At 71.9% G+C, this 20,572-nt stretch carries 17 protein-coding genes; 4 read left to right on the top strand and 13 right to left on the bottom strand.

The genetic code is table 11. The features are described 5' to 3' along the window. Positions 1-6: 6 nt before the first annotated feature. The 7 genes from ACH4FH_RS11340 to ACH4FH_RS11310 form a co-directional block, all read right to left on the bottom strand. Complete coding sequence (locus ACH4FH_RS11340) at positions 7-954, bottom strand: type II secretion system F family protein (protein WP_398555527.1); 948 nt, start codon at positions 952-954, stop codon at positions 7-9. Beyond that, positions 951-2,291 carry a CpaF family protein gene (locus tag ACH4FH_RS11335; protein WP_398555526.1) on the bottom strand — a complete coding sequence of 447 codons (1,341 nt, stop codon included), beginning with the start codon at positions 2,289-2,291 and terminating at the stop codon, positions 951-953. The genes ACH4FH_RS11340 and ACH4FH_RS11335 overlap by 4 nt, the downstream gene beginning before the upstream one ends. After that, positions 2,288-2,698, bottom strand: a complete 411-nt coding sequence (locus tag ACH4FH_RS11330) for a TadE/TadG family type IV pilus assembly protein (protein WP_398555525.1) — start codon at positions 2,696-2,698, stop codon at positions 2,288-2,290. The genes ACH4FH_RS11335 and ACH4FH_RS11330 overlap by 4 nt, the downstream gene beginning before the upstream one ends. Before the next feature lie 101 nt (positions 2,699-2,799). Beyond that, positions 2,800-3,183 carry a TadE family protein gene (locus ACH4FH_RS11325; protein WP_398555524.1) on the bottom strand — a complete coding sequence of 128 codons (384 nt, stop codon included), beginning with the start codon at positions 3,181-3,183 and terminating at the stop codon, positions 2,800-2,802. A 3-nt stretch (positions 3,184-3,186) separates the two neighbouring features. After that, positions 3,187-4,614 carry a CpaE family protein gene (locus ACH4FH_RS11320; RefSeq protein ID WP_398555523.1) on the bottom strand — a complete coding sequence of 476 codons (1,428 nt, stop codon included), beginning with the start codon at positions 4,612-4,614 and terminating at the stop codon, positions 3,187-3,189. 13 nt (positions 4,615-4,627) lie between these two features. Next, positions 4,628-5,344: a Flp pilus assembly protein CpaB gene (gene cpaB, locus ACH4FH_RS11315; protein WP_398555522.1), complete on the bottom strand. Its 717-nt coding sequence runs from the start codon at positions 5,342-5,344 to the stop codon at positions 4,628-4,630. A gap of 107 nt (positions 5,345-5,451) precedes the next feature. Further along, positions 5,452-6,723 (bottom strand): hypothetical protein, encoded by a 1,272-nt coding sequence (locus ACH4FH_RS11310; RefSeq protein ID WP_398555521.1) that lies wholly within the window; start codon positions 6,721-6,723, stop codon positions 5,452-5,454. 335 nt (positions 6,724-7,058) lie between these two features. Here ACH4FH_RS11310 and ACH4FH_RS11305 point away from each other — a divergent pair, with 335 nt between their 5' ends. Further along, entirely contained in the window at positions 7,059-8,108 is a 1,050-nt protein-coding gene (locus tag ACH4FH_RS11305; protein ID WP_398555520.1) for a chitinase, read from the top strand. Positions 8,109-8,205: 97 nt separating this feature from the next. Here ACH4FH_RS11305 and ACH4FH_RS11300 read toward each other — a convergent pair whose 3' ends face one another. Then, the gene (locus ACH4FH_RS11300) at positions 8,206-9,138 is read right to left on the bottom strand and encodes a trypsin-like peptidase domain-containing protein (protein WP_398555519.1); all 933 of its coding nucleotides are present in this window, start codon (positions 9,136-9,138) and stop codon (positions 8,206-8,208) included. 270 nt (positions 9,139-9,408) lie between these two features. Between ACH4FH_RS11300 and ACH4FH_RS11295 the strand changes: the two genes are divergently transcribed. Continuing rightward, the gene (locus ACH4FH_RS11295; protein ID WP_398555518.1) at positions 9,409-10,800 is read left to right on the top strand and encodes a M14 family metallopeptidase; all 1,392 of its coding nucleotides are present in this window, start codon (positions 9,409-9,411) and stop codon (positions 10,798-10,800) included. Positions 10,801-10,871: 71 nt separating this feature from the next. Here ACH4FH_RS11295 and ACH4FH_RS11290 read toward each other — a convergent pair whose 3' ends face one another. From ACH4FH_RS11290 to ACH4FH_RS11275, 4 genes are all read right to left on the bottom strand, one after another. Next, positions 10,872-12,347, bottom strand: a complete 1,476-nt coding sequence (locus ACH4FH_RS11290; protein ID WP_398555517.1) for a GntP family permease — start codon at positions 12,345-12,347, stop codon at positions 10,872-10,874. Between the two features lie 143 nt (positions 12,348-12,490). Beyond that, positions 12,491-12,901 (bottom strand): RidA family protein, encoded by a 411-nt coding sequence (locus ACH4FH_RS11285; RefSeq protein WP_398555516.1) that lies wholly within the window; start codon positions 12,899-12,901, stop codon positions 12,491-12,493. A 5-nt stretch (positions 12,902-12,906) separates the two neighbouring features. Next, positions 12,907-13,686 (bottom strand): IclR family transcriptional regulator, encoded by a 780-nt coding sequence (locus ACH4FH_RS11280; RefSeq protein ID WP_398555515.1) that lies wholly within the window; start codon positions 13,684-13,686, stop codon positions 12,907-12,909. 73 nt (positions 13,687-13,759) lie between these two features. Further along, on the bottom strand, positions 13,760-14,782 hold the full coding sequence (locus ACH4FH_RS11275) for a sugar kinase (RefSeq protein WP_398555651.1): 1,023 nt from the start codon (positions 14,780-14,782) through the stop codon (positions 13,760-13,762). Positions 14,783-15,084: 302 nt separating this feature from the next. Here ACH4FH_RS11275 and ACH4FH_RS11270 point away from each other — a divergent pair, with 302 nt between their 5' ends. After that, the gene (locus ACH4FH_RS11270; RefSeq protein ID WP_398555514.1) at positions 15,085-16,374 is read left to right on the top strand and encodes an amino acid deaminase; all 1,290 of its coding nucleotides are present in this window, start codon (positions 15,085-15,087) and stop codon (positions 16,372-16,374) included. Positions 16,375-16,470: 96 nt separating this feature from the next. Continuing rightward, positions 16,471-18,093 (top strand): amidohydrolase family protein, encoded by a 1,623-nt coding sequence (locus ACH4FH_RS11265; RefSeq protein ID WP_398555513.1) that lies wholly within the window; start codon positions 16,471-16,473, stop codon positions 18,091-18,093. On the opposite strand, the gene ACH4FH_RS11260 is transcribed toward ACH4FH_RS11265, so the two are convergent. Then, positions 18,090-20,351, bottom strand: coding sequence for a P-loop NTPase fold protein (locus tag ACH4FH_RS11260; RefSeq protein ID WP_398555512.1), 2,262 nt, complete (start codon positions 20,349-20,351; stop codon positions 18,090-18,092). The two genes, ACH4FH_RS11265 and ACH4FH_RS11260, sit on opposite strands and share 4 nt — an antisense overlap. Positions 20,352-20,572 lie beyond the last annotated feature (221 nt).

The following is a 20,572-nucleotide window of genomic DNA, read 5'->3' as shown; positions in this document are numbered from 1 at the left end:
CGATACCTAGATGTCGATCTTGGAGAAGCGGCGGATGAAGAAGAAGCCGAGCGCGTAGAGGGCGAACGCCGCGATCACCGCGAACTGCCCGAGGAAGGAGGACGTCATCCGGTCGATGGCGCCCGGTGCGATGCGGTTCATCAGCAGCAGCGTGCCGATGCCGAGCAGCGGGACGACGTAGGCCGTGACGACGACCTGGGAGAGCTGCGTGCGGACCTCGCGACGGGTCTCCTTGCGCTCCTCCAGGGTGGTGGTGAGGTTGCGCAGGGAGCCGACGACGGTGCCGCCGGCGCGGTGCGAGAGCACCAAGGTCGTGACCAGGACGACGAGTTCGCGCGAGGGCAGCCGTTCGGTGAGTTCGCCGAGGGCCTCGTCGATGGAGTGGCCGACGGCGAGCTTGGCGGAGACCTTGGCCAGTTCCTCGCCGGCCGGGGCCTCCAGCTCCTCGGCCGCCATGCCCAGCGCGGTGCGCAGGGCCAGCCCCGCCTGAGTGGCGTTGGCGAGGATCCGGGACAGCTCGGGGAGCTGGTTGATGAACTTCTCGATCCGCTTCTGGCGCTGCCAGTTGAGGAACGCGAACGCGGCCCACACGGCGGTGAGCGCGGCGATCGGGCCGAAGAACGCGGCGAGGGTGGCCTGCGCGATCAGCCAGAGCGCGACGACCGTGCCGAGCATGGCGACGAAGAACTCACCGGGGGTGATGTCCAGACCGGTGGCGGCCAGCCGCAGCGCGAGGCGGCGGCCGAAGCGGGTATCGCGCAGGACGCGGTCCACGGACGGGAAGCGGCGCCGCCGCCCGGTCTGCGGGAGCCGGCGCTCGTCGGCGAGACGGTCGACGACCGCCTGCCGCTGGGCGCGCCCGGCCGCGTAGGTCCGCACTCCGGCGATCGCGAGGACCACGCACAGCAGGGTGGCCCCGACGGTGAGCAGGGCCGGGTCGTTCAGGCCGGTCATGAGGTGGCCCTCCGGGTGTTGAGCTGGTCGCCGCTGGTGGCGACGCCGAAGGCGGGCGGGGTGGGTTCGCTCGCCATGAAGAGGCGTTCGGCGACCCGCCGCGGCAACGGGTAGTAGCGGAACCGGCCGTGCACGGTGCGGTCGGCGCCCATCGGCTCGGCGTCGAAGCGGCAGACCGTGGCGATCCGGTAGTCCTCGTGGCCGCGGGAGTCCAGGAGGGCGACCTCGGTGATCCGGCGGGAGCCGTCGGCGTGCCGGCCGAGCTGCACGATGCAGTCGACGGCGCTGTTGATCTGGTCCCGCAGCGCCTCGAACGGGATCTTGACGTCCGACATGGAGGCCAGCGTCTGCAAGCGCATCAGGGCGTCCTCGGCGCTGTTGGCGTGGACGGTGGCGAGCGAGCCGTCGTGTCCGGTCGACATCGCCTGGAGCATGTCGAGTGTCTCGCCGCCGCGCACCTCGCCGACGATGATGCGATCGGGGCGCATGCGCAGGGAGTTGCGCACCAGATCGCGGATGGTGATGCGGCCCTTGCCCTCCACGTTGGGCGGCCGCGACTCCAACCTGATGACGTGGCTCTGCTGGAGCTGGAGTTCGGCGGCGTCCTCGACGGTGATGATGCGCTCGCCGTCGGGGATCAGGCCGGAGAGCGCGTTGAGCAGGGTCGTCTTGCCCGCGCCGGTGGCGCCGGAGACGACGATGTTGAACTTGGCCCGCACCAGCCCGGCGAGCAGCATCAGCATCTGCTCGTCGAGCGTGCCCATGCCGATGAGTTCGGCGAGGGTGTAGGCGCGGGGGAAGCGGCGGATGGTGAGGGTGGCGCCGTTCAGCGCGAGCGGCGGGATGATGACGTTGACGCGCTCGCCGGAGGGCAGCCGCGCGTCGACCATCGGATTGGACTCGTCGACCCGCCGGTTGACGGTCGAGACGATCCGCTCGATGGTCTGCATCAGCTGCTCGTGCGAGGCGAAGCGGACGGGCAGCAGCTCGACCCGGCCGGCCCGCTCGACGTACACCTGGTCGGGTCCGTTGACCATGATCTCGGTGATCGAGGCGTCCTCCAGGAGCGGTTCGAGCACGCCGAGACCGAGCGCCTCGTCGACCACCCGGCGGATCAGCTGGGAGCGCTCCGCGGTGGACAGCACCGGGCCCTCGCGGCTGATGATGTGGCCCAGTACGCGCTCCAGCCGGGAGCGGCGTTCGGCTGCGGCCAGCGAGGACATCTCGGCCAGGTCGATCTCTTCGAGCAGCTTGGCGCGGTAGACGGCGACCAGATGACTGTCCTGGCGGGCCTCCGAAGGCGCTTCGGGTGCGACGATCCGGGCTTTCAGACTCATCGCGGGGCTGCTCCTTCATCACGGATCACGGGCGCCGGCCCGGCGCCGGGGAGCGGTCCCAGAGCGCGGGGTGCGGCGGGGCGGGGCATGGTGGCGCTGCGGCTGGCGGAGCCGAAGTCGACGCCGGGGACGAGGGACGGGATCTGCACGGTCGCGGTGGCGCGCACCGCACCGCCGGAGCCGCCGACCGAGATCGTCGTGCCGTCGCCGAGCCAGCCGCTCATCGCGGCCCGGCCGGCGGCCTGCGGAGTGGCCTCGCGGTCGGCCTCGTCCAGGGACGCCGTGCGGGCGGCAGCGCGTGCGGCCGTACCGGCCTGCTGGACGGTGTACGCGCCCAGGCCGAGCTGGATGACGCCCAGGGCGACGGCGAGCAGGATCGGCAGGAAGCCGAGGAACTCGATGGACACCTGGCCGCGGTCCCGCCCGCGCCCGCGAAGCCGCGCGGTCCCGCGTCCGGCGCCCGCGGGACGCCGCACGCCGTCCGCCCGCCTGCCTGTCGGCACCGCCCTCATCGTCCGCTCTCCTTCACCGCGCCGGCCGTGCCGGTGACCGTCCAGGGGAAGTCGGCCGCACCGGGGAACAGCACCGGGACCTTGATACGGACCGTCGCCTTCCACAGCCCGGCCTCGGTGTGGCAGGCGGTCGCGGCGCCGCTGCGCCAGGAGGAGGGCAGATCGTCCTCGGCGGCGGCGCGGCAGGCGCCGGCGCCGCCGGTCTCGGTGGCGGTCGCGGCGCGCGCACCGCGGTCGGCGGAGTTGGCGGCGAGCGAGTAGGTGTAACCGACGAGCACGAACTGCCAGAGCAGCGCCAGCACCACCGCGATCAGCGGGAGCATCCCGAGGAACTCCACCGACACCTGTCCCCGGTCGCTGCCGCCCAGCGGGCGCCGCACCGCTCAGCCCTCCTCGTACGGACCGGCCGGGTCGAACGGCCCGGCGCTCCGGGCCGCCGACGGGCCGCGCCGCGCGCCGAACCGCGCACGGGGCCCGGCCGCCGGCCCCGGGACGGCGCCGCCGGCCGGCTGCGCCCCCGCCGGCGCCCCCGCCGTTATGGCCTTGCGCTTGCCGCGCCCGGTCAGCGACGTCCGCGCCCGGTGGCTGCCGCGCCCCTGCCGCACCGCAGGCGACTCGACCAGGCCCAGCTCGCCGGCGAGCGCCCACAGCGCCTGCTTGACCGTGGACCGGCTGTCGAGGTCCTGCATCCGGCCCGCGTCGACGCAGGGCTGTAGCTCCTTGAAGGCGGCCGGGACGGCGGTCCTGGCCACCTGGGTGCCGGTGGCCCTGGCGACCAGCGGCGGCTGGATCTCGGTATTGCGGGTGAGGCGGTTGACGACGGTCGTGGTGTCCTCCGCCTTGCGGATCTGGAGCCGGTCCCACAGCCGCACCTGCCGTTTCGCGGCCCGTACGGACACCACGTCCGGTGTGGTCACCAGCAGCGCCACATCGGCGAGTTCGACCGCCGCGGCGCTGGCGGACTGCATCTGGGCGCCGCAGTCGACGACCACCACTTCATAGCGGGAGCGCAGCGCCGTGACGATCTGGCGGGCGGCCCGGTCGTCGACCTCCTCGCCGCGTTCGCCCTCCTCCGGGGCGAGGAGCAGCCCCAGCCCGGTGTGGTGGTCGTGCACCGCGTCCTGGAGGACCCGCACGGAGATGTCCTCGATGCCCGCCAGGTCGACGACGGACCGGCGGAACTGGACATCCAGATAGGAGGCGACATCGCCGGACTGGAGGTCCATGTCCACCAGCGCGACGCTGCGGCCCGCGGCACGCGCGGCCAGCGCCAGTTGGACGGCGGTGACGGTGGTGCCGACGCCGCCCTTGGCGCCGGTCACGGTCACCAGCGTGCCGCTCGGCCCGGCGGGCGCCTCCTGGCTGCTCCCGAGGTGCACCCGTACGCCCGCCGACCACTGGGCGGCGGCCTGCACCCGGCCCGCCAACTCCTCGTAGGAGAGCGGCAGTCCGACGATGCCGCGGGCACCGGCGTCCATCGCCGCGGAGAAGAGGGCCGGGCCGGCGTCGGTGGTGATCAGGACGACGCCGACGGACGGGAAGCGCAGGGCCACCTCGCGGATCAGCTCCAGGGCCGGTACCGGCCCGGTCCGTTCGTGGACGAGGACGACTTCGGGAAGCCCCTCGACGGCGGCCGGGGATCCGGCGGGCTGCGGCGGGCCCGCGGGCGCCGCGCCGGCCAGCGCGGCGAGCAGGGCGGTGGAGTCGCCGACGGTGGGAAGGGGCTCGGCGTCCGGCAGCCGGCCGAGCAGAGCGGTCACGGCTCGCGCGGCGTCGGGGTCGCCGACCGCCGGGAGGATACGGATGGTCACCTGTGCCTCCGGGTCACTTGTCGCCGTCGAGGGTGTAGGTGCGCTCGCCGGGTGGGATGGTGGCCTCGCTGTCGGGTGCGAGGAGCGCGAGGCGTACGTGGGAGGCGAAGGACTCGGCGTACGCGACGCGTTGGGCGTCCCGGGTGTCCAGGGCGAAGGTGATCGGGACGGCCTCGCCGGCCTGGCGGGTGCCGGAGGTCGCGCCCGGGTCGGTGGCCTCCAGGGGCGTCAGCTTGCCGACGTCGATGACCTGGGCGCCGGCGACGATGACCTTGGAGACCGGCTTGTCCTCGGGGCGCTTGCCCTCGAAGGTGGCGTAGATGTTCACCCGCGCACCGGGGTTGATCTTTCCGGCCACACCGGTGGCCGCGTCGATCATGATGGCGATCTCCTGCTGCCCGGCCTTCAGCGCCGGGCGCTCGACGACCATGTCGTCCTGAAGCAGCGATCCCTTCCTCAGCGGGGTCACCGCTATCTTGCCGCTGACCTGGTCGAGGTCGGTCACGGCGGTGGACGGCAGCCACCGCTTCGGCATGCTCACCTTCTCGAACTGCCCCGGATCCAGCGGTTTATAGGCCGCGACGTCCGACTTCAGCCGGTACGCCGTCGTCTCGGGCCCGACCTTGGACTCCACGTCCTTGATCACCGACAGCACGCCGAGAAACGCGCCGATCGCACAGAGGACCGACACGAGTAGCAGGATCACTCCGCGGCGCTGGCGAGAGTTCATGGGGAAGGGACCTCGATCGGGACGGGCGGCAGGGACGGCGGGGTCGGTCGGCGGACGTCACGGGACCGGATGGCCGGTCGGATGGGCGGGCGGCGGCCCGGCGGGGGTCAGCGCACGCGGGCCACCGTCCGGGGGCTCACGGCGGGGTCCGGGCCCTCGGGGAAACCCGGACCGCCGGGCGCGCCGGGGCCGGTGGCGAAACCGGGGGCTCCGGTGGCGTAGGGCACGCCGGAGCCCGGCTGATACGGGCCACCCGTCACCGCCGGCCCCCGTACGTCCAGCCGTCCGGGCTCGCCGCCCACTCCGCGCCCGCCCGGCACCCCGGCGGGCGCTACGGGTGACAGGCCGCGCTGCCGCAGCGGGGAGGGAGGTGTGGCGGCCGGGGGCTCCGGAGCGGGCGGTACGGCGGAAGGCGGCGCCACTGCCGACGGGGGCGGTGCGGCGCAAGAGGACGGTGTGGCGGAAGGGGGCGCGGCGGAAGTGCCCGCCGCCGGGCCCGTTATGGCCGCCGGGCCCCCGGCGCTCCGCTGCCGCGCCCCGCCCGCGGACCCGTCGCCCCTCAGCGGTGCCGAGCAGAACGCGCAGCGGTCGCCGATCAGTTCCAGACCGCACCATCGGCAGGGCTCGCGGCGTACGGACGCCACCAGTTGGTAGAGGACCGACAGGTCGGGGATGGCCGCGGCGAATTCGATCAGCTTTTGGGTGCCCCACCAGCGCGCGGACTCGGCGGGCAGCCGGTCCTCGTGGACGCCCTGCACCTGCCAGGCGGGGGCGAGCACCCCGCCCACCCACTCCGCGGCGAGCTGGCCCCGGGCGACGGTGAGCCGGGTGGGGTAGGCCGGTGCGGGCAGTCCCGCCTCGGTGCTGTGCCGGTCGACGTGCAGCAGTTGCGGCTCGGGGTGGGCGAGCACCGCGAAGTGGGAGCCCGGCAGCCAGGACTTCATGTGTGAGCGGAGGTCCACCTCGACGCGGTCCAGGCCGCCGACGCTCCCCAGCAGGGCGCCGGCGTGGACGTAGTGGGACAACAGCCGTGCCGCGCAGGCCAGAACTCCGGGGCTGAGGTCGGAGAGGGACAACTGCCGCAGCTGACGGGCGAGTACGGCCACGCCCAGCGGCGGCAGGGGCAGCGGCAGGATGGCGATCCGGTCGCTCTCCAGGACGGCACGCAGGGTGTGCAGACGGCGGATGTGTTCCGGCGGGCAGGCCGAGGAGTAGAGAGCGATGAGGTGACCGTGGTGCTCCAGCACGGCGCTGGTCTCCGTCAGGGCGTCATCCAGCGGCTGGAGTTGGGGTCCTTGGAGGACGACGGCGGCCGGGGTCTGCCGGTCGATGGCGGTCAGCGCGAGGTCAGGGCTGGTGACTGCAATCGCGGTCGGCACGTCGCTCCCCCACTCCTTCCGGCCTCCGGGGGCCCCGGGACCGCGGATCGGCACAGCTCTGCGCCATCGGCGCCATACGCTCAGCACTTTATCCACGAGATACGCCCCAAGAGAACACGTTCTGGGCTACTCGTCGCGGCTGTTCCCCCGCCGGGAATGGGCGTATACCCCCGGGGGAAACCGTGCATACCGCTCGGGTGTCCGCCCCGGGAACGTCAGGTTCCGCCAAGAGCCTTGACATGAACAATGGTCTGGACCACGTTGTACGGCAGCACAGGGGCCCCTGAGCGCGTATCCGCACCACTCGCCCAACTCCCCCCCACACGGAGGCAGTCGTGGTTCGCGCACGATCAGGAAAAGTGAAGAGAGGGCTGCTCGCGGGGCTCGCCGCCGCGGCGCTCACGTCGGCCGGCCTGGTGGCCGCCGGCACCGCCCAGGCGTCCGAGGAACACCGGGCCGCCCCCACCTCGGACAGCGCCGTGGACACCCGCGCGGACACCTCCACGGTGCCGAAGCACGCGGTCACCGGCTACTGGCAGAACTTCGACAACGGCGCCACCGTGCAGAAGCTCAAGGACGTCGACGACGCGTACGACATCATCGCGGTCTCCTTCGCCGAGGCCACCGCCGAGCCCGGCGCCCTCACCTTCACCCTCGACCCGGCCGTCGGCTACGGCTCCGTCGACGACTTCAAGGCGGACATCAAGGCCAAGCAGGCGGCCGGCAAGTCGGTCGTCCTCTCCGTCGGCGGCGAGAAGGGCGCGGTGTCCGTCAACGACGACGCCTCCGCCAAGAACTTCGCGGACTCCCTCAACGGCCTGATGGACACCTACGGCTTCGACGGCGTCGACATCGACCTGGAGAACGGCCTCAACGCGACGTACATGACGCAGGCGCTGAAGGCGGTGCACGCCGCGCACAGCGACGTCGTGGTGACCATGGCCCCGCAGACCATCGATATGCAGTCACCGCAGACCGAGTACTTCAAGACGGCGCTCGGCATCAAGGATTTCCTGACCGTCGTCAACATGCAGTACTACAACAGCGGTTCGATGCTCGGCTGCGACGGCAAGGTCTACGCGCAGGGCTCGGTGGACTTCCTGACCGCGCTCGCCTGCATCCAGCTGGAGGGCGGCCTCGACCCGTCCCAGGTCGGCATCGGCGTGCCGGCTTCGTCCAGCGCGGCCGGCGGTGGCTATGTCGCCCCCTCCGTGGTCAACGCGGCGTTGGACTGCCTCACCCAGGGCAGCAACTGCGGCTCGTTCAAGCCATCCAAGACCTACCCGGGTCTGCGGGGCGCGATGACCTGGTCGACGAACTGGGACGCCGCGAACGGCAACGCCTTCGCCGCCCAGGTCGGCGCGCACGTGCACGGCCTCCCGTAGCGCCCGCCCGCCGGATGGCCCCCATCGCCACCCCCCACTGCCAGGTCCCGTGCACGGCATGCACGGGACCTGGCGTCATGTCAGGGTGCGGGCCGGATCAGCGGCGGGCCGCCGACGGCTTGGGCAGGGCGCAGCCTTCCTTGCTCAGGTCCAGCTTGTTGCCGACACCGAAGCACTTCGGTATGCCATAGGTCTGCTGCGCGTAGTTGGTGCCCTGGTGGACCGTCACCTGGCCGTTCTCGTCCACCTCACAGGGGTTGTTGACGGTGCACTCCTCGCCGTCCTCATTGCCCGTGTTGTTGATGGCCGCGACCTTGCCGCTGGCGTGGTCGATCACCGGTGAGCCGGACGTCCCGCCGATCGTTTTGCACTCCGGGGTGTACCGGACCGAGTCCTTCCAGGTCCACTCGCCTTCCTTGAGGGTATGGGCGAACCCGTCGACGGAGCAGGAGTAGATCTTCTTCCAGTAGCCGGAGACCACGCTGATCGCGGCACCCTGAGTGGGGTGCTCGGTGGCCAGTTCCAGCGGCTTGATGCCGTACCGCTGCTCGATCTGTGCGTAGGTCGAGCCGGTTTCGTACAGCGACACGTCGGTGTCGGTCATCGTGGCGTACGCGACCTTGGTGGCCTTGATCGTGCCCACCGCGCTCGCCGACGCGCTGAGCAGGGTGAAGCTGCGGGTGGACGGCTGGTCGACGATGACCTCGCCCGCCCCTGGCATCCCGCTCTCCAGGCAGTGGCCGTTGGACATCACCAGTGCCGGGTCGTCGGCCTGGGATTCGGGCATCCGCACCACGGAGCCCGAGCAGTTGCTCAGCGCGACGGTGCCGGCGAAGTTCACGGCCTTGGTCCTGGGCTTCTGCCGTGCCTCGGCCGGGGCCGACCGCAGGTCCGCCGTGACCGTCAGATTCGCGCCGGGCTGCGCCGCCTTGCCGGGGTGGGGGGCCGCGCCGGCGCTTCCGGCGGTGCCCACCAGGACTGCGGCTCCCAGAACGGCCGTGGCCAGGGTGCCGACGAGAGGTCGATTCATGTGGGGTCCTCTCAGCATTCGTCACCGAGGGACACCACACCTCACGCCTCGGGTGGCCCTCGGTTTGTCGTGCGCATTGTCGTGCCGGGGACGACATCAGGCAATGAACATGCCGGAATCCACGGCAAGTTGAGGCAACGCGGACGCATCACGCCCCCGGACATCGGCGCACGCCGCCCGGCCATATCTGGCCGCCGAACACCTTGACCAGACCATGCCAAGCACCAACACTGGCGCCGTCGCTTCGCCTCACACCCCACAGGAGACCGCATGCGACCACGCCTCCGCGGCGGACGTATCACCGTCCTCGCCGCACTCCTCTCCCTCGCCCTCGCCGCACCGATAGCGGACCGGGCCCAGGACTCCCCGCGCACCGGGCCCGCGGCCGCCGGCATCCCCCTCGGTGCGGCACAGGAGGAAATCCCGCACCAGTACGAGGTGACCGCCCCCGCTGCCGGGGAGCGCCCGCAAGCGCCCGGCAAGCGGGACGCCCGGGGCATCGCCAACGCGCTCGCCACGACGGGCGCAGCCGTGGACGAGGTGCACGCACACACCGTCGTCATCACCGCGGACCGCGCCCAGGCCGCCGCAGTGCGCCAACTCGGCTACCGGCTGAAGAAGTTGCCCGACCCGCCGGGCGTCACCGCGGGCCCGTCCGCCGGCCGCGTCAAGGACTTCCCCTCCGGCTACGCGAACTACCACAACTACGCCGAGGCGACGAAGGAGATCGACGGGCTCGTCGCCAAGTACCCGGACCTGCTGAGCAAGCAGGTCATCGGCACCTCCCACGAGGGCCGCGACCTCCTCGCGCTCAAGCTCAGCCGCAACGTCAGCGAGGACGAGGACGAGCCGGAGGTGCTCTTCACCGCGCACCAGCACGCCCGCGAGCACCTCACCGTCGAGATGGCGCTGTACCTGCTGGGCGAGTTCACGTCCAAGTACGGCAACGACCCCCGGATCACCAAGGTCCTCGACTCCCGCGAGATCTGGATCGTCCCGGACCTCAACCCGGACGGCGGGGAGTACGACATCGCCACCGGCTCGTTCCGCAGCTGGCGCAAGAACCGCCAGCCCAACGCCGGTGCCGGCAGCGTCGGTACGGACCTCAACCGCAACTGGGACTTCAAGTGGGGCTGCTGCGGCGGCTCGTCCGGAAGCCCGTCCTCCGAGACCTACCGGGGCCCGTCCGCCGCGTCGGCCCCCGAGGTCAAGGTCGTCGCGGACTTCGTCCGCAGCCGCAACGTCGGCGGCGCCCAGCAGATCAAGGCCGCCATCGACTTCCACACCTACAGCGAACTGGTCCTGTGGCCCTTCGGCTACACCGACGACGACACCGGCCCCGGTATGACGCAGGACGACCACGACGCGTACGCAGCCATCGGCACAGGCATGGCCGAGAGCAACGGCTACACGCCCGAGCAGTCCAGCGATCTCTACATCACCGACGGCTCGATCGACGACTGGCTGTGGGGCGACCAGAAGATCTTCGCCTACACCTTCGAGATGTACCCGGCCTCCGGCAACGGCGGGTTCTATCCGCGGGACTCGGTGATCCCGAAGGAGACCGCCCGCAACCGTGAGGCGGTGCTGCAACTGCTGGAGACCGCGGACTGCGTGTACCGCGCGATCGGCAAGGAAGAGCAGTACTGCAAGAAGAGCTGACCCGCAGCCGAGCGCCCCGGCCCCCGCTGCGGGGACCGGGGCGCCGGTGTGCGACTCGGGCCGTCCGTGCGCTAGACGACCAGGCTGACCAGAGCCGCCACCACGAACCCGGCGACCGAGAGCACCGACTCCAGCACGGTCCAGGACTTCAGGGTGTCGCGCTCGGAGATGCCGAAGTACTTCGACACCATCCAGAACCCGCCGTCGTTCACGTGCGAGGCGAAGATCGAACCGGCCGAGATCGCCATGATGACCAGCGCCAGGTGGGGCTGCGACATGCCCTGGCCCTCGACGAGCGGGAGCACGATTCCGGCCGTGGTGACGATGGCGACCGTCGCCGAGCCCTGGGCGACCCGCAGCACGAGCGAGAGCAGGTACGCCAGAACGATCACCGGCAGACCGACGTCGTGGAAGGTGTCGGACAGCGCGGTGGCGACACCGCTGCCCTTCAGCACGGCGCCGAAGATACCGCCGGCGCCGACCACCAGCAGGATGTTGCCGACCGGCTTGAGGGAGGCGGTGGAGACCCGCTCCAGGGACTGCCGGGACCAGCCGCGCCGGGTGCCCAGCAGGTAGTACGACATCAGCAGGGCGATCGTCAGGGCGACGAAGGGGTGCCCGAAGAATTCGATGACCGAGCGGAGGGTGGAGGGCTCCAGGGCGATGGAGGAGAAGGTCGCCAGGAGGATGAGGAGCAGCGGGGTACCGATGATCGTCAGCACGGTGCCGAGCGGCGCCGGCTTCTCGTGGGGCACGACGCCGGACGCCTCCTGCTCCGCGGCGACGGCCGCGCGGGCCTCGTCGGCCGCCTCGACCATGTCCTGCGGGACCTCGACGAAGATGCGCTTGCCGATCCAGGCGGCGTACGCCCAGGCCGCGAGCACGGCGGGGATACCGCAGATGATGCCCATCAGGATGACCCAGCCCAGGTCGACCTTGAAGAGCCCGGCGGCGGCGACAGGACCGGGGTGCGGCGGCAGGAAGGCGTGCGTCATCGACAGGCCCGCCAGCAGCGGCATGCAGTAGAGCAGGATCGACTTGCCCGAGCGCTTGGCGGCGGCGTAGACGATCGGCGCGAGGACGAAGATGCCGACGTCGAAGAAGACCGGGATGCCGAAGATCAGGCCGGTCAGGCCCATCGCGAGCGGGGCGCGCTTCTCACCGAACAGCCGCAGGAGCCGGCCCGAGAGCATCTCCGCGCCCCCGGAGACCTCCAGGATCGCGCCGAGCATGGTGCCCAGACCGATGATGATGGCGACGTGGCCGAGGATGCCGCCCATACCGGTCTCGAGCATCGAGACGACGTCGGACTTCTGGACGGTGCCGAAGAGTTCGGTGACCGACAGGCCGGCGCTCAGACCGACCGCGATGGAGACGCTCAGCAGAGCCACGAACGGCTGCAGCCGGACCTTGATGATGAGGAACAGCAGCAGAACGATGCCGAGAGCGGCGACCGTCAGCAGTCCCGCGGTGCCCGGTATCAAGGCGAGCAGGCCACCGGTGTGCGGGGGTGGCGGCGCGGCGGGGGCCGCGGCAGCAAGGTACATGGGGTGACTCCGTTGTCAGGCAGGGGGTTTCCAGGCAGGGGGGACCGCGGCAGGGCGCCCCGTCGGTACGGGGCGCCGTGCCGTGCGGCGGTTGACGCGGGTGCGGTGGTGCTAACGGCAGGCCGAGCAAGGGGTTCGGTGCCTCAGCTCAGGACCGCGAGGGCGTCGATCTCGATGAGCAGCCCCTTGGGCAGCCCGACGTACACGGTGGTGCGCGCCGAGGCGGGGGCCTTGAGGCCCTGCTCCTCGAAGTACGCGTTGTAGATCTCGTTCATCTCGGCGAAGTGGTCCACGTCCGTGAGGTAGACGCGCATCATCATCACGTCGTCCCAGGTGGCGCCGCCCTCTTCGAGGATCGCCTTGACGTTGGCGAAGGTCTGGAGGGTCTGCTCGCGCAGGGTCGGGCCCGCGGGGGTGGGGGCCTTGCCCTCCTCGGCGGGGAGGAACCCGACCTGGCCCGCGACCTGAAGGATGTTGCCCTTCTTGACGCCGTGCGAGAACTTCGCCGGCGGGGTCGTGTGGGTGGCCGGGGTGAGCGCGGTCTTGTCGGTCATGTGGTTCAGGCTTCCTTTACGGGGCCGGCTGTGGGCTGCGGGATTGCGGTTCCGGAGTACTCCCGGCTGATGGTGTCGGCGGTGCGCCGTACCAGCGGGAGCAGGGTGAGGAGTTCATCGGCGGTGACGACGACATTCGGCGCGGAGACCGACATGGCGGCGACCAGGCGTCCGTCCGCACCGCGGATCGGGGCCCCGATGCAGTTGATGGACTCCTCGTGGCCACCGAGGTCGGTGGCCCATCCCTGTTCGCGGACCTTGGCCAGTTCGGCCAGGAAGGCCGTGGCGTGGGGCGTCGAACGGGACGTGTAGAGGGGGTAGTCGAGCTTTTCCGCGAGGGCGCGGCGCTCGGCTTCCGGCAGGTCGGCGAGGAGCAGTTTGGCCACCGCGGCGACGGTTATCGCCACCGGCTTGCCGATCCGTGAGTACATCCGGACCGGGTAGCGGCTCTCGACCTTGTCGATGTAGAGGACTTCGTTCTCCTCGTAGACCGCGAGGTGGACGGTGTGTCCGCATTTCTCGTTGAGGGCGACGAGGTGGGGGTGGGCGATCTCGCGGACGTCGAGGTTCTCGACGGCCTCCTGGGCCAGGGCGAAGAGCCGCGCGCCCAGACGGTAGCGCTGGTCGGGCTGACGGTAGACCATGCCGTGCTCGTGGAGCGTACGCAAGAGGCGCAGTGCGGTGGATTTGTGGACGCCGAGCCGGACCGAGACCTGTTCGAGGTTGGCCGGGCCCTCCGCGAGCAGCGGAAGGATGCTCAGCGCGCGATCGACTGTCTGACTCATGCTCGAACCTCGCTCCGCGCGCCCCGCTGTGCCTCCGGGGCGTGCTGTGTGATGGCTCTCTCGCTGCGTACGTTCACTGTGCCGGTACCTCCACCCGTGCGGTGCGCAACCCCTCTGTCGTCCAACCGGGGCCGAGTCGCAGTGTGCCCCAGTCGGCGGGCGGGAGGTCGGCGAGACGGTCGGCGAGGGCCCGGGTGGGCGGCGTGCCGAGGTCGCCGGGGACGGTGAGGGAGGCGGCGGCCATGAGGTGGCCGTGCCGGATCCGGGCGAAGACGGGCAGCTCCCGGAGGGTGGCGGAGAGGAATCCGGCGGCGAAGGCATCGCCCGCGCCGACCGGGGCGACGACGTCCACGGCCAGGGCGGGGGCGAAGGTGACGGTGTCCGTTCCGTCCGGCTGCCGGGTGTGGACGGTGGCGCCCTGGGAGCCCTGCTTGACGACGAGCGTCGCGGGCTCGGGGAGGGCCGCGCGGATCGCGTCGGGGCCGTGCAGGTCCCAGGCCGCCTCGGCCTCGTCCTCGCCGACGAAGACGAGGTCACAGCCCCGGGCGAGGTCGAGCAGGATCTCCGGGCCCTGGGCGGGGTCGCGCCAGAGTCCGACGCGGTAGTTGACGTCGAAGGAGACGAGGGGGCGGCCCGGGGTACGCCGGGTGAGGGTGCGCAGCACGTCGAGGCAGCTGTCGGAGAGGGCGGCGGTGATGCCGGTGAGGTGCAGGATGCGCGTGTCGTGCAGGGCGCTGCCGTCGAGCAGGCCGGGGCTCATGGCGGAGGCGGCGGACCCGGCGCGGTAGTAGAGGACTTCGGCGCGGTCGGGCGTCTCGCCGTCGACGCCGGTGGCGCGCTCGCCGGCGGTGCGGAAGTAGATGCCGGTGGGGCGCAGCGGGTCGCGCTGGACGGCGGAGACATCGACGCCGCAGTCGGCGATGGCCCCGACGAGGTGGTCGCCGAAGCCGTCGTCGCCGACGCGGGAGATCCAGCGGGCGGTGTGGCCAGTGCGGGCCAGCGCGCAGGCGACGTTGGACTCGGCACCGCCGATGGCGCGGTCGAAGGCCGGTACGTCGGCGAGCCGCCCCGGGAGAGTGGGCAGGAAGGTGACCATGGACTCGCCGAGACAGACGACGTCGACGCCCGGGCAGACGGTGTCGCCGGCATTCGAGGACCTGGTCACGATCGGTTGCGCTCCTTCGGTGTGCCTGGGGCGGGCCGGCGGACGGAACCGGTCCGTCGCCTTGCCCGAGGGGCCTGCGGGCGGGCCCGCCGTTCCGGTCCATCGGCGTTGCGCCCCCTGCTGCTTCGCAGGTTTCTCACCATTGACCCGGTGATGGCTCGGATGTTAGACAGCTGTAAGCGATATGCGCAATGGGTGTTGCAGAGGATGCAACAAGATCTTGAGGAGGCCCCATGGCCGGCGAGCGGCTCGCGAAGGGACTCAAGCAACTCGCGGAGGAACGCGTCGACCACCGCTTCAAGGCACTTCCCCCGGATGCCGAGGGCCTGGCCGTCGGCGAGCTGGCCGCCGAGCGCAGGAATCTCTTCCGCGACGGCTTCACCACGCCGGTCCTCGCCCTCTCCGCCGAGTCGGTCGAGCACAACCTGGCCCTCATGGAGACGTACGCCACCCGGCACGGACTGGCCTTCGCCCCGCACGGCAAGACCTGCATGGCGCCGCAGCTCTTCGCCCGCCAGCTGGAGCACGGCGCCTGGGGCATCACCGCCGCCGTCCCCACCCAGGTCCGGGTCTACCGCGCCTACGGCATCCAGCGGATCTTCCTGGCCAACGAGATCGTCGACGCCGCCGCGCTGCGCTGGCTCTCCCGCGAGCTGGACGCCGATCCGGACTTCCGCTTCATCGCCTACGTCGACTCACTGCGCGGCATCGAGCTGATGGACACCGCCCTGCGCGAGGCCGGCGCCTCCCGTCCCGTGGACGTCGTCATCGAGCTGGGCGCCGGTGAGGGCGCCAGGACCGGTGTGCGCACCGAGACCGAATGCTTCGAACTCGCCGACGCCATCGCCGGCGTGGACACCCTGCGCCTGGTCGGCGTCGCCGGCTACGAAGGCGAGGTGCCGGAGGCCACACCCGAGCGGGTCACCGCCTGGCTGCGCCGGCTGGTCGCCCTGGCCGTGGACTTCGACAAGGCCGGCCGGTTCGCCGACCTCGACCAGATCGTCGTCAGCGCGGGTGGCAGCGCCTGGTTCGACGCGGTCGCCGAGGTCTTCGCCGAGATCCCCGAACTGTCCGCCCCGGCACTGAAGCTGCTGCGTTCGGGCGCGTACGTCTCGCACGACGACGGCCACTACGAGCACGTGACGCCCTTCAACCGCGTCCCGGAGGAGGGCACCCTGCAGCCCGCCTTCCGCCTGTGGGCACAGGTCGTCTCCCGCCCCACCCCCCAGCAGGCGTTCCTCAACGCCGGCAAGCGCGACGCGGCGTACGACCTGCACCTGCCCAAGGCCCAGGTCGTACGGTCCGGCCGGGACGGCACGCTGCGGGCGGCGGACGGCGTCACCGTCACCGGCCTGTCCGACCAGCACGCGTGGGTCGCCACCGAACACGCCGGCGACCTGGAGGTCGGCGACTGGGTCGGGCTGGGCCTCTCGCACCCCTGCACCTCCTTCGACAAGTGGCAGCTGATCCCGCTGGTCGAGCAGGACGGCACGGTCACCGACTTCGTGCGCACCTTCTTCTGACACCGGCTCCGGTCCTCGCCCGGCGGCCCGCCACGGGCCGCCGGGCGAGGGAGTGACCCGAGAACACCCCAGCAAGCCCGAGAAAGGCCCCCACCCATGGACACCGTGCTCCGCGACGTACGCGTCATCGACGGGTCCGGCGGTCCGTCCTACCGCGCCGATGTGGCCCTGGCCGACGGCCGGATCGCCGAGATCCACCGCGAGACGGACAGCGGCCCGCGCCCCACCGCGGCCCGCACGGTGGAGGGCCACGGCCTCGCCCTCTCCCCCGGCTTCATCGACATGCACGCGCACAGCGACCTCGCGCTGCTCCGCGACCCGGGCCACGAGGCGAAGGCCGCCCAAGGCGTCACCCTCGAAGTCATCGGCCAGGACGGCCTGTCGTACGCGCCGGTCGACGACCGCACGCTCGCCGAGGTCCGCGCCCAGATCACCGGCTGGAACGGCGGCGGGCCCGGCAGCACCGACATCGACTTCAGCTGGCGCACCGTCGGGGAGTACCTCGACCGCCTCGACCACGGCTTCGACGGCAACGGCATCGCCGTCAACGCCGCCTACCTCATCCCGCAGGGCACCGTCAGGATGCTCACCCTCGGCTGGGACGACCGCGAGGCGACCGCCGAGGAGGTCGCGCGGATGAAGCAGTTGGTCGCCGAGGGGCTGGAGCAGGGCGCCGTGGGCCTCTCCTCGGGCCTGACGTACACCCCGGGCATGTACGCGTCGGATGCCGAACTGACCGAACTGTGCCGGGTGGTGGCCCGCTACGAGGGCTACTACTGCCCGCACCACCGCTCCTACGGCGCGGGCGCCCTCCAGGCGTACGAGGAAATGGTCGACCTCACGCGGGAGGCCGGCTGCGCACTGCATCTGGCGCACGCCACCATGAACTTCGGCGTCAACGAGGGCCGCGCCCCGGAGCTGCTGACCCTGCTGGACCGGGCGCTGGACGGCGGCGCGGACATCACCCTGGACACCTACCCCTACACCCCCGGCTGCACGACGCTGGTCGCCATGCTGCCGAGCTGGGCGAGCGAGGGCGGCCCGGGGGCGATCCTGGCCCGCCTCCGGGACGACGCCACCGCCGAACGCCTCCGGCACGTCATGGAGGTGGAGGGCGCGGACGGCTGCCACGGTGTCCCGATCGAGTGGGACAAGATCGAGATCTCCGGCGTCAGCGACCCGGCCCTGGCCGGCTACGTCGGCCGGACCGTGGCCCGCAGCGCCGCCGAACGTGGCGAGGAGCCCTGGGTCACCGCCCGCCGGATCATGATCGAGGACCGGCTCGGCTCGACCATCCTCCAGCACGTCGGCCACGAGGAGAACGTCCGGCAGATCATGCGGCACCGCGTGCACACCGGCGGCAGCGACGGCATCCTCCAGGGCGACAAGCCGCACCCGCGCGCCTACGGCACGTTCCCCCAGTACCTCGGCAAGTACGTCCGCGAGGAGGGCGTGCTCGCCCTGGAGGAGTGCGTCGCGCACCTCACCTCGCGCCCCGCGGCCCGCCTGCGGCTGCCCGACCGCGGCCTGGTCCGCGAGGGCTACCGCGCCGACCTGGTCCTCTTCGACCCGGACACGGTCGCCGCCGAGTCGACCTTCGAGGTCCCGCGCACCCTGCCGACCGGCATCCCGCACGTCCTGATCGACGGCCGTTTCGTGATGGCGGACGGCAAGCGGACGGACGTGCTCGCGGGGCGGTCGGTGCGGCGGACGGCCTAGGTTGTGTCGGCGGTCGGCGGGGACACCGGGTCGGAGGTCGGCTCGGGCGTCCGGGCCGCCGGCGGTGGCGGCGCGCCGGCAGGAACGGTGGGGACGCGGGCGTGCTCCTGGAGGACGGCCAGCACCAGGTCGTGCAGCGTCTGCTCGTTATTGGTGAGCCCGGCCCCGAGCGCCGCCGCCCGCTCCTCCCGCTCCGGACTCTGCCGGATGGTGTAGAAGATCACTGGCCCGTCGTAGGTGCCCTCTTCCTTCAGCCGTTCCACCATCGCGAAGCCCGCGGACCGGTCCCGGCCCCTGCTGATGTCCGAGATCAGCAGGTCGGGCCTGCGGTGTCGAACGGCCGTGGCGGCGGCGCTGCTCTTCGCCTCGTGCCGCACCTGCACCCCGAGTGCCTCCAGCACCTCCCGCGCCGCGGCCTTGCGCTCCGGCTGGTCGTCGACCCACAGGACGTCCAACGACGGCCTGGCGTACGCGGGCTGCGCCCCGTACCCGAGCTGCTGGGCGTACCCGGGCGGGGTGTCGTATCCGGGCTGCTGGGTGTACCACCCCTGCGACGCGTAGCCGTCCTGCGGCTCGTAGGACTGCGGGCGCCGCTCCCGCAGGGGCGTGGGCACCTGCCGGTAGGAGGCCGGCTGGGGGTTCTGCTGCGCGGGCGGCGTCCCGTACCCCGCCGGAGCCTGCTGCCCGGCCGGTTGCGGCTGGGCCGGCTGCGTCACCGGCGCCTGGGTCACCCCCGACGGGCCGTCCCAGGGCCAGGCGAGCGGCGGGCCGGACCCCATGCCGGCGCCGTCCGGGTGCGGCAGCGGCAGACCGCGCCACAGCGGCTCCCACTCCCGCGACATACGGGTGGGCTCGGCGGCGGAGCCCAGCGGGCCCTCGCGCAGCCTGGTCAGCAGCACTACCGCGTCGGGGCGTGCGGTCAGCTCGTCGACGAGTGAGGTGAACGCCGGGTTGATCACCAAGTCGGGGAACTCATTGGGCAGTTGACGCTCCAGCGCCGCCAGCACCACCTCTCCGGTGGTGTCGAGCAGTTCCGGCAGCCCCATGTCGTAGGAGGCGAGGAAGTCCCGCGCCTCCGCCAGCTCCTCGGCGGACAGCGCGCCCGCGGGCGCGAGCAGCGTCCGCCGGACCTCGCGGTAGCGACGGAACTCCTTCACCACATCGCCGTCGATGGTGCCGGACGGCCCGGTCATCATCCGGTAGAAGTCGGGATAGAAGTACTGGAGCAGCAGGGTCCTGATCACCGCGCCGGGCCCGAAGTCCCGCCAGACCGGGTTCAGGGTGGCCTCCAGCACGAAGCCGTTCATCAGGCGCTTGATGCGCCGGGGGTTGCGGCCCGAGCGCTGGGCCAGCAGGTCCACCAGCGCGTCGTCGAGCAGCGGTTCCACGCCCGCGGTCCGCGCGCACCAGCGGATGTAGTCCTTGACGCCCTGGCCGTCGGCGGCCGGAATCCGGTAGCTGGTCTGGAAGATCTTCTCCATGAACGCGGAACCGGCGGGCGAGAGGTCCCGCAGCAGCCCGTTCGGCCCCAGCGCCGACCGGTCGCAGCCCACGACGAACGCCAGGCCCGGCACGTCCAGATAGACCTTCACCGCTTCGCAGACCGCCAGGACCGTCTCCTCCGAGCAGCGGTCGAGGTCGTCGATGAAGACCACCAGCAGCCGGCGCGGCCGGAAGTCGTCGGTCTCGGCCCACTCCTGCACCAGGTCACCGATCGCGCCGCGCATCTCGTTGCGGGCCTGGGAGTTGACCGACAGGCTCTTCCACAGCTCGTCGACCAGGCCGGCCACGCCGAGCGGGCCGGCCGCGACGGTCATCAGGGCGCGCAGCACCCGCAGCAGGGCCCGCCGCTCGGAGACCCGCTGGAGGCCGCGCCGCAGCACCCGCCGGTCGAACCGCATCAGGACGGACTTGATCAGCCCTTCCAGCGCGTCGGCGCCGGTCGAGGTCCAGGCGTTGTACCAGACGGTGTGCACCTCGGGCGCGTGCGCCAGCTCGGCGTCGACCAGCCGCATCAGGCTGCTCTTGCCCATGCCCCAGCCGGCGTCGACGGCGAGGGTGAAGGGGGTCGAGGCGCGGGAGGCGACCAGCAGACCGGCGAGTTGGCGGGCGGCCCGGCCGGCGCCGAGCAGGTCCGCGCCGGGTTCGGCCACCGGCTCGTCGTTGAGCAGGGCGAACGGCCCGTGCGGGGAGGCAGGTGGCGCGGGCCGGGGTAAGCCGGTCGGCTCGAAACCGCCGGTCACATCCGGTGTCGGCATCGGCGTCCGCACACCGCCCGGCTCGGGTCCGGGCCCCGAGGGAGGAGTGGCCATCGTGTGCCCCCGATGTGGTCAGGTCGTCGGTGGTGTCAGGGCGCGGTCCCGGGCTCCGGCTCCGGCTCCGGCTCCGGCTCCGGCTCCGGCTCCGGCTCCGGCTGGATCTTGATCGCCCGGTCGCCCGGAGCGTACCGCCGCGTCGCTCCCGCCCGCCCGGCTCCCAC

It is taken from the genome of Streptomyces sp. NPDC017993, assembly GCF_044328065.1.
GTDB lineage: Bacteria > Actinomycetota > Actinomycetes > Streptomycetales > Streptomycetaceae > Streptomyces.
This window is presented reverse-complemented; position numbering and strand designations above follow the sequence as displayed.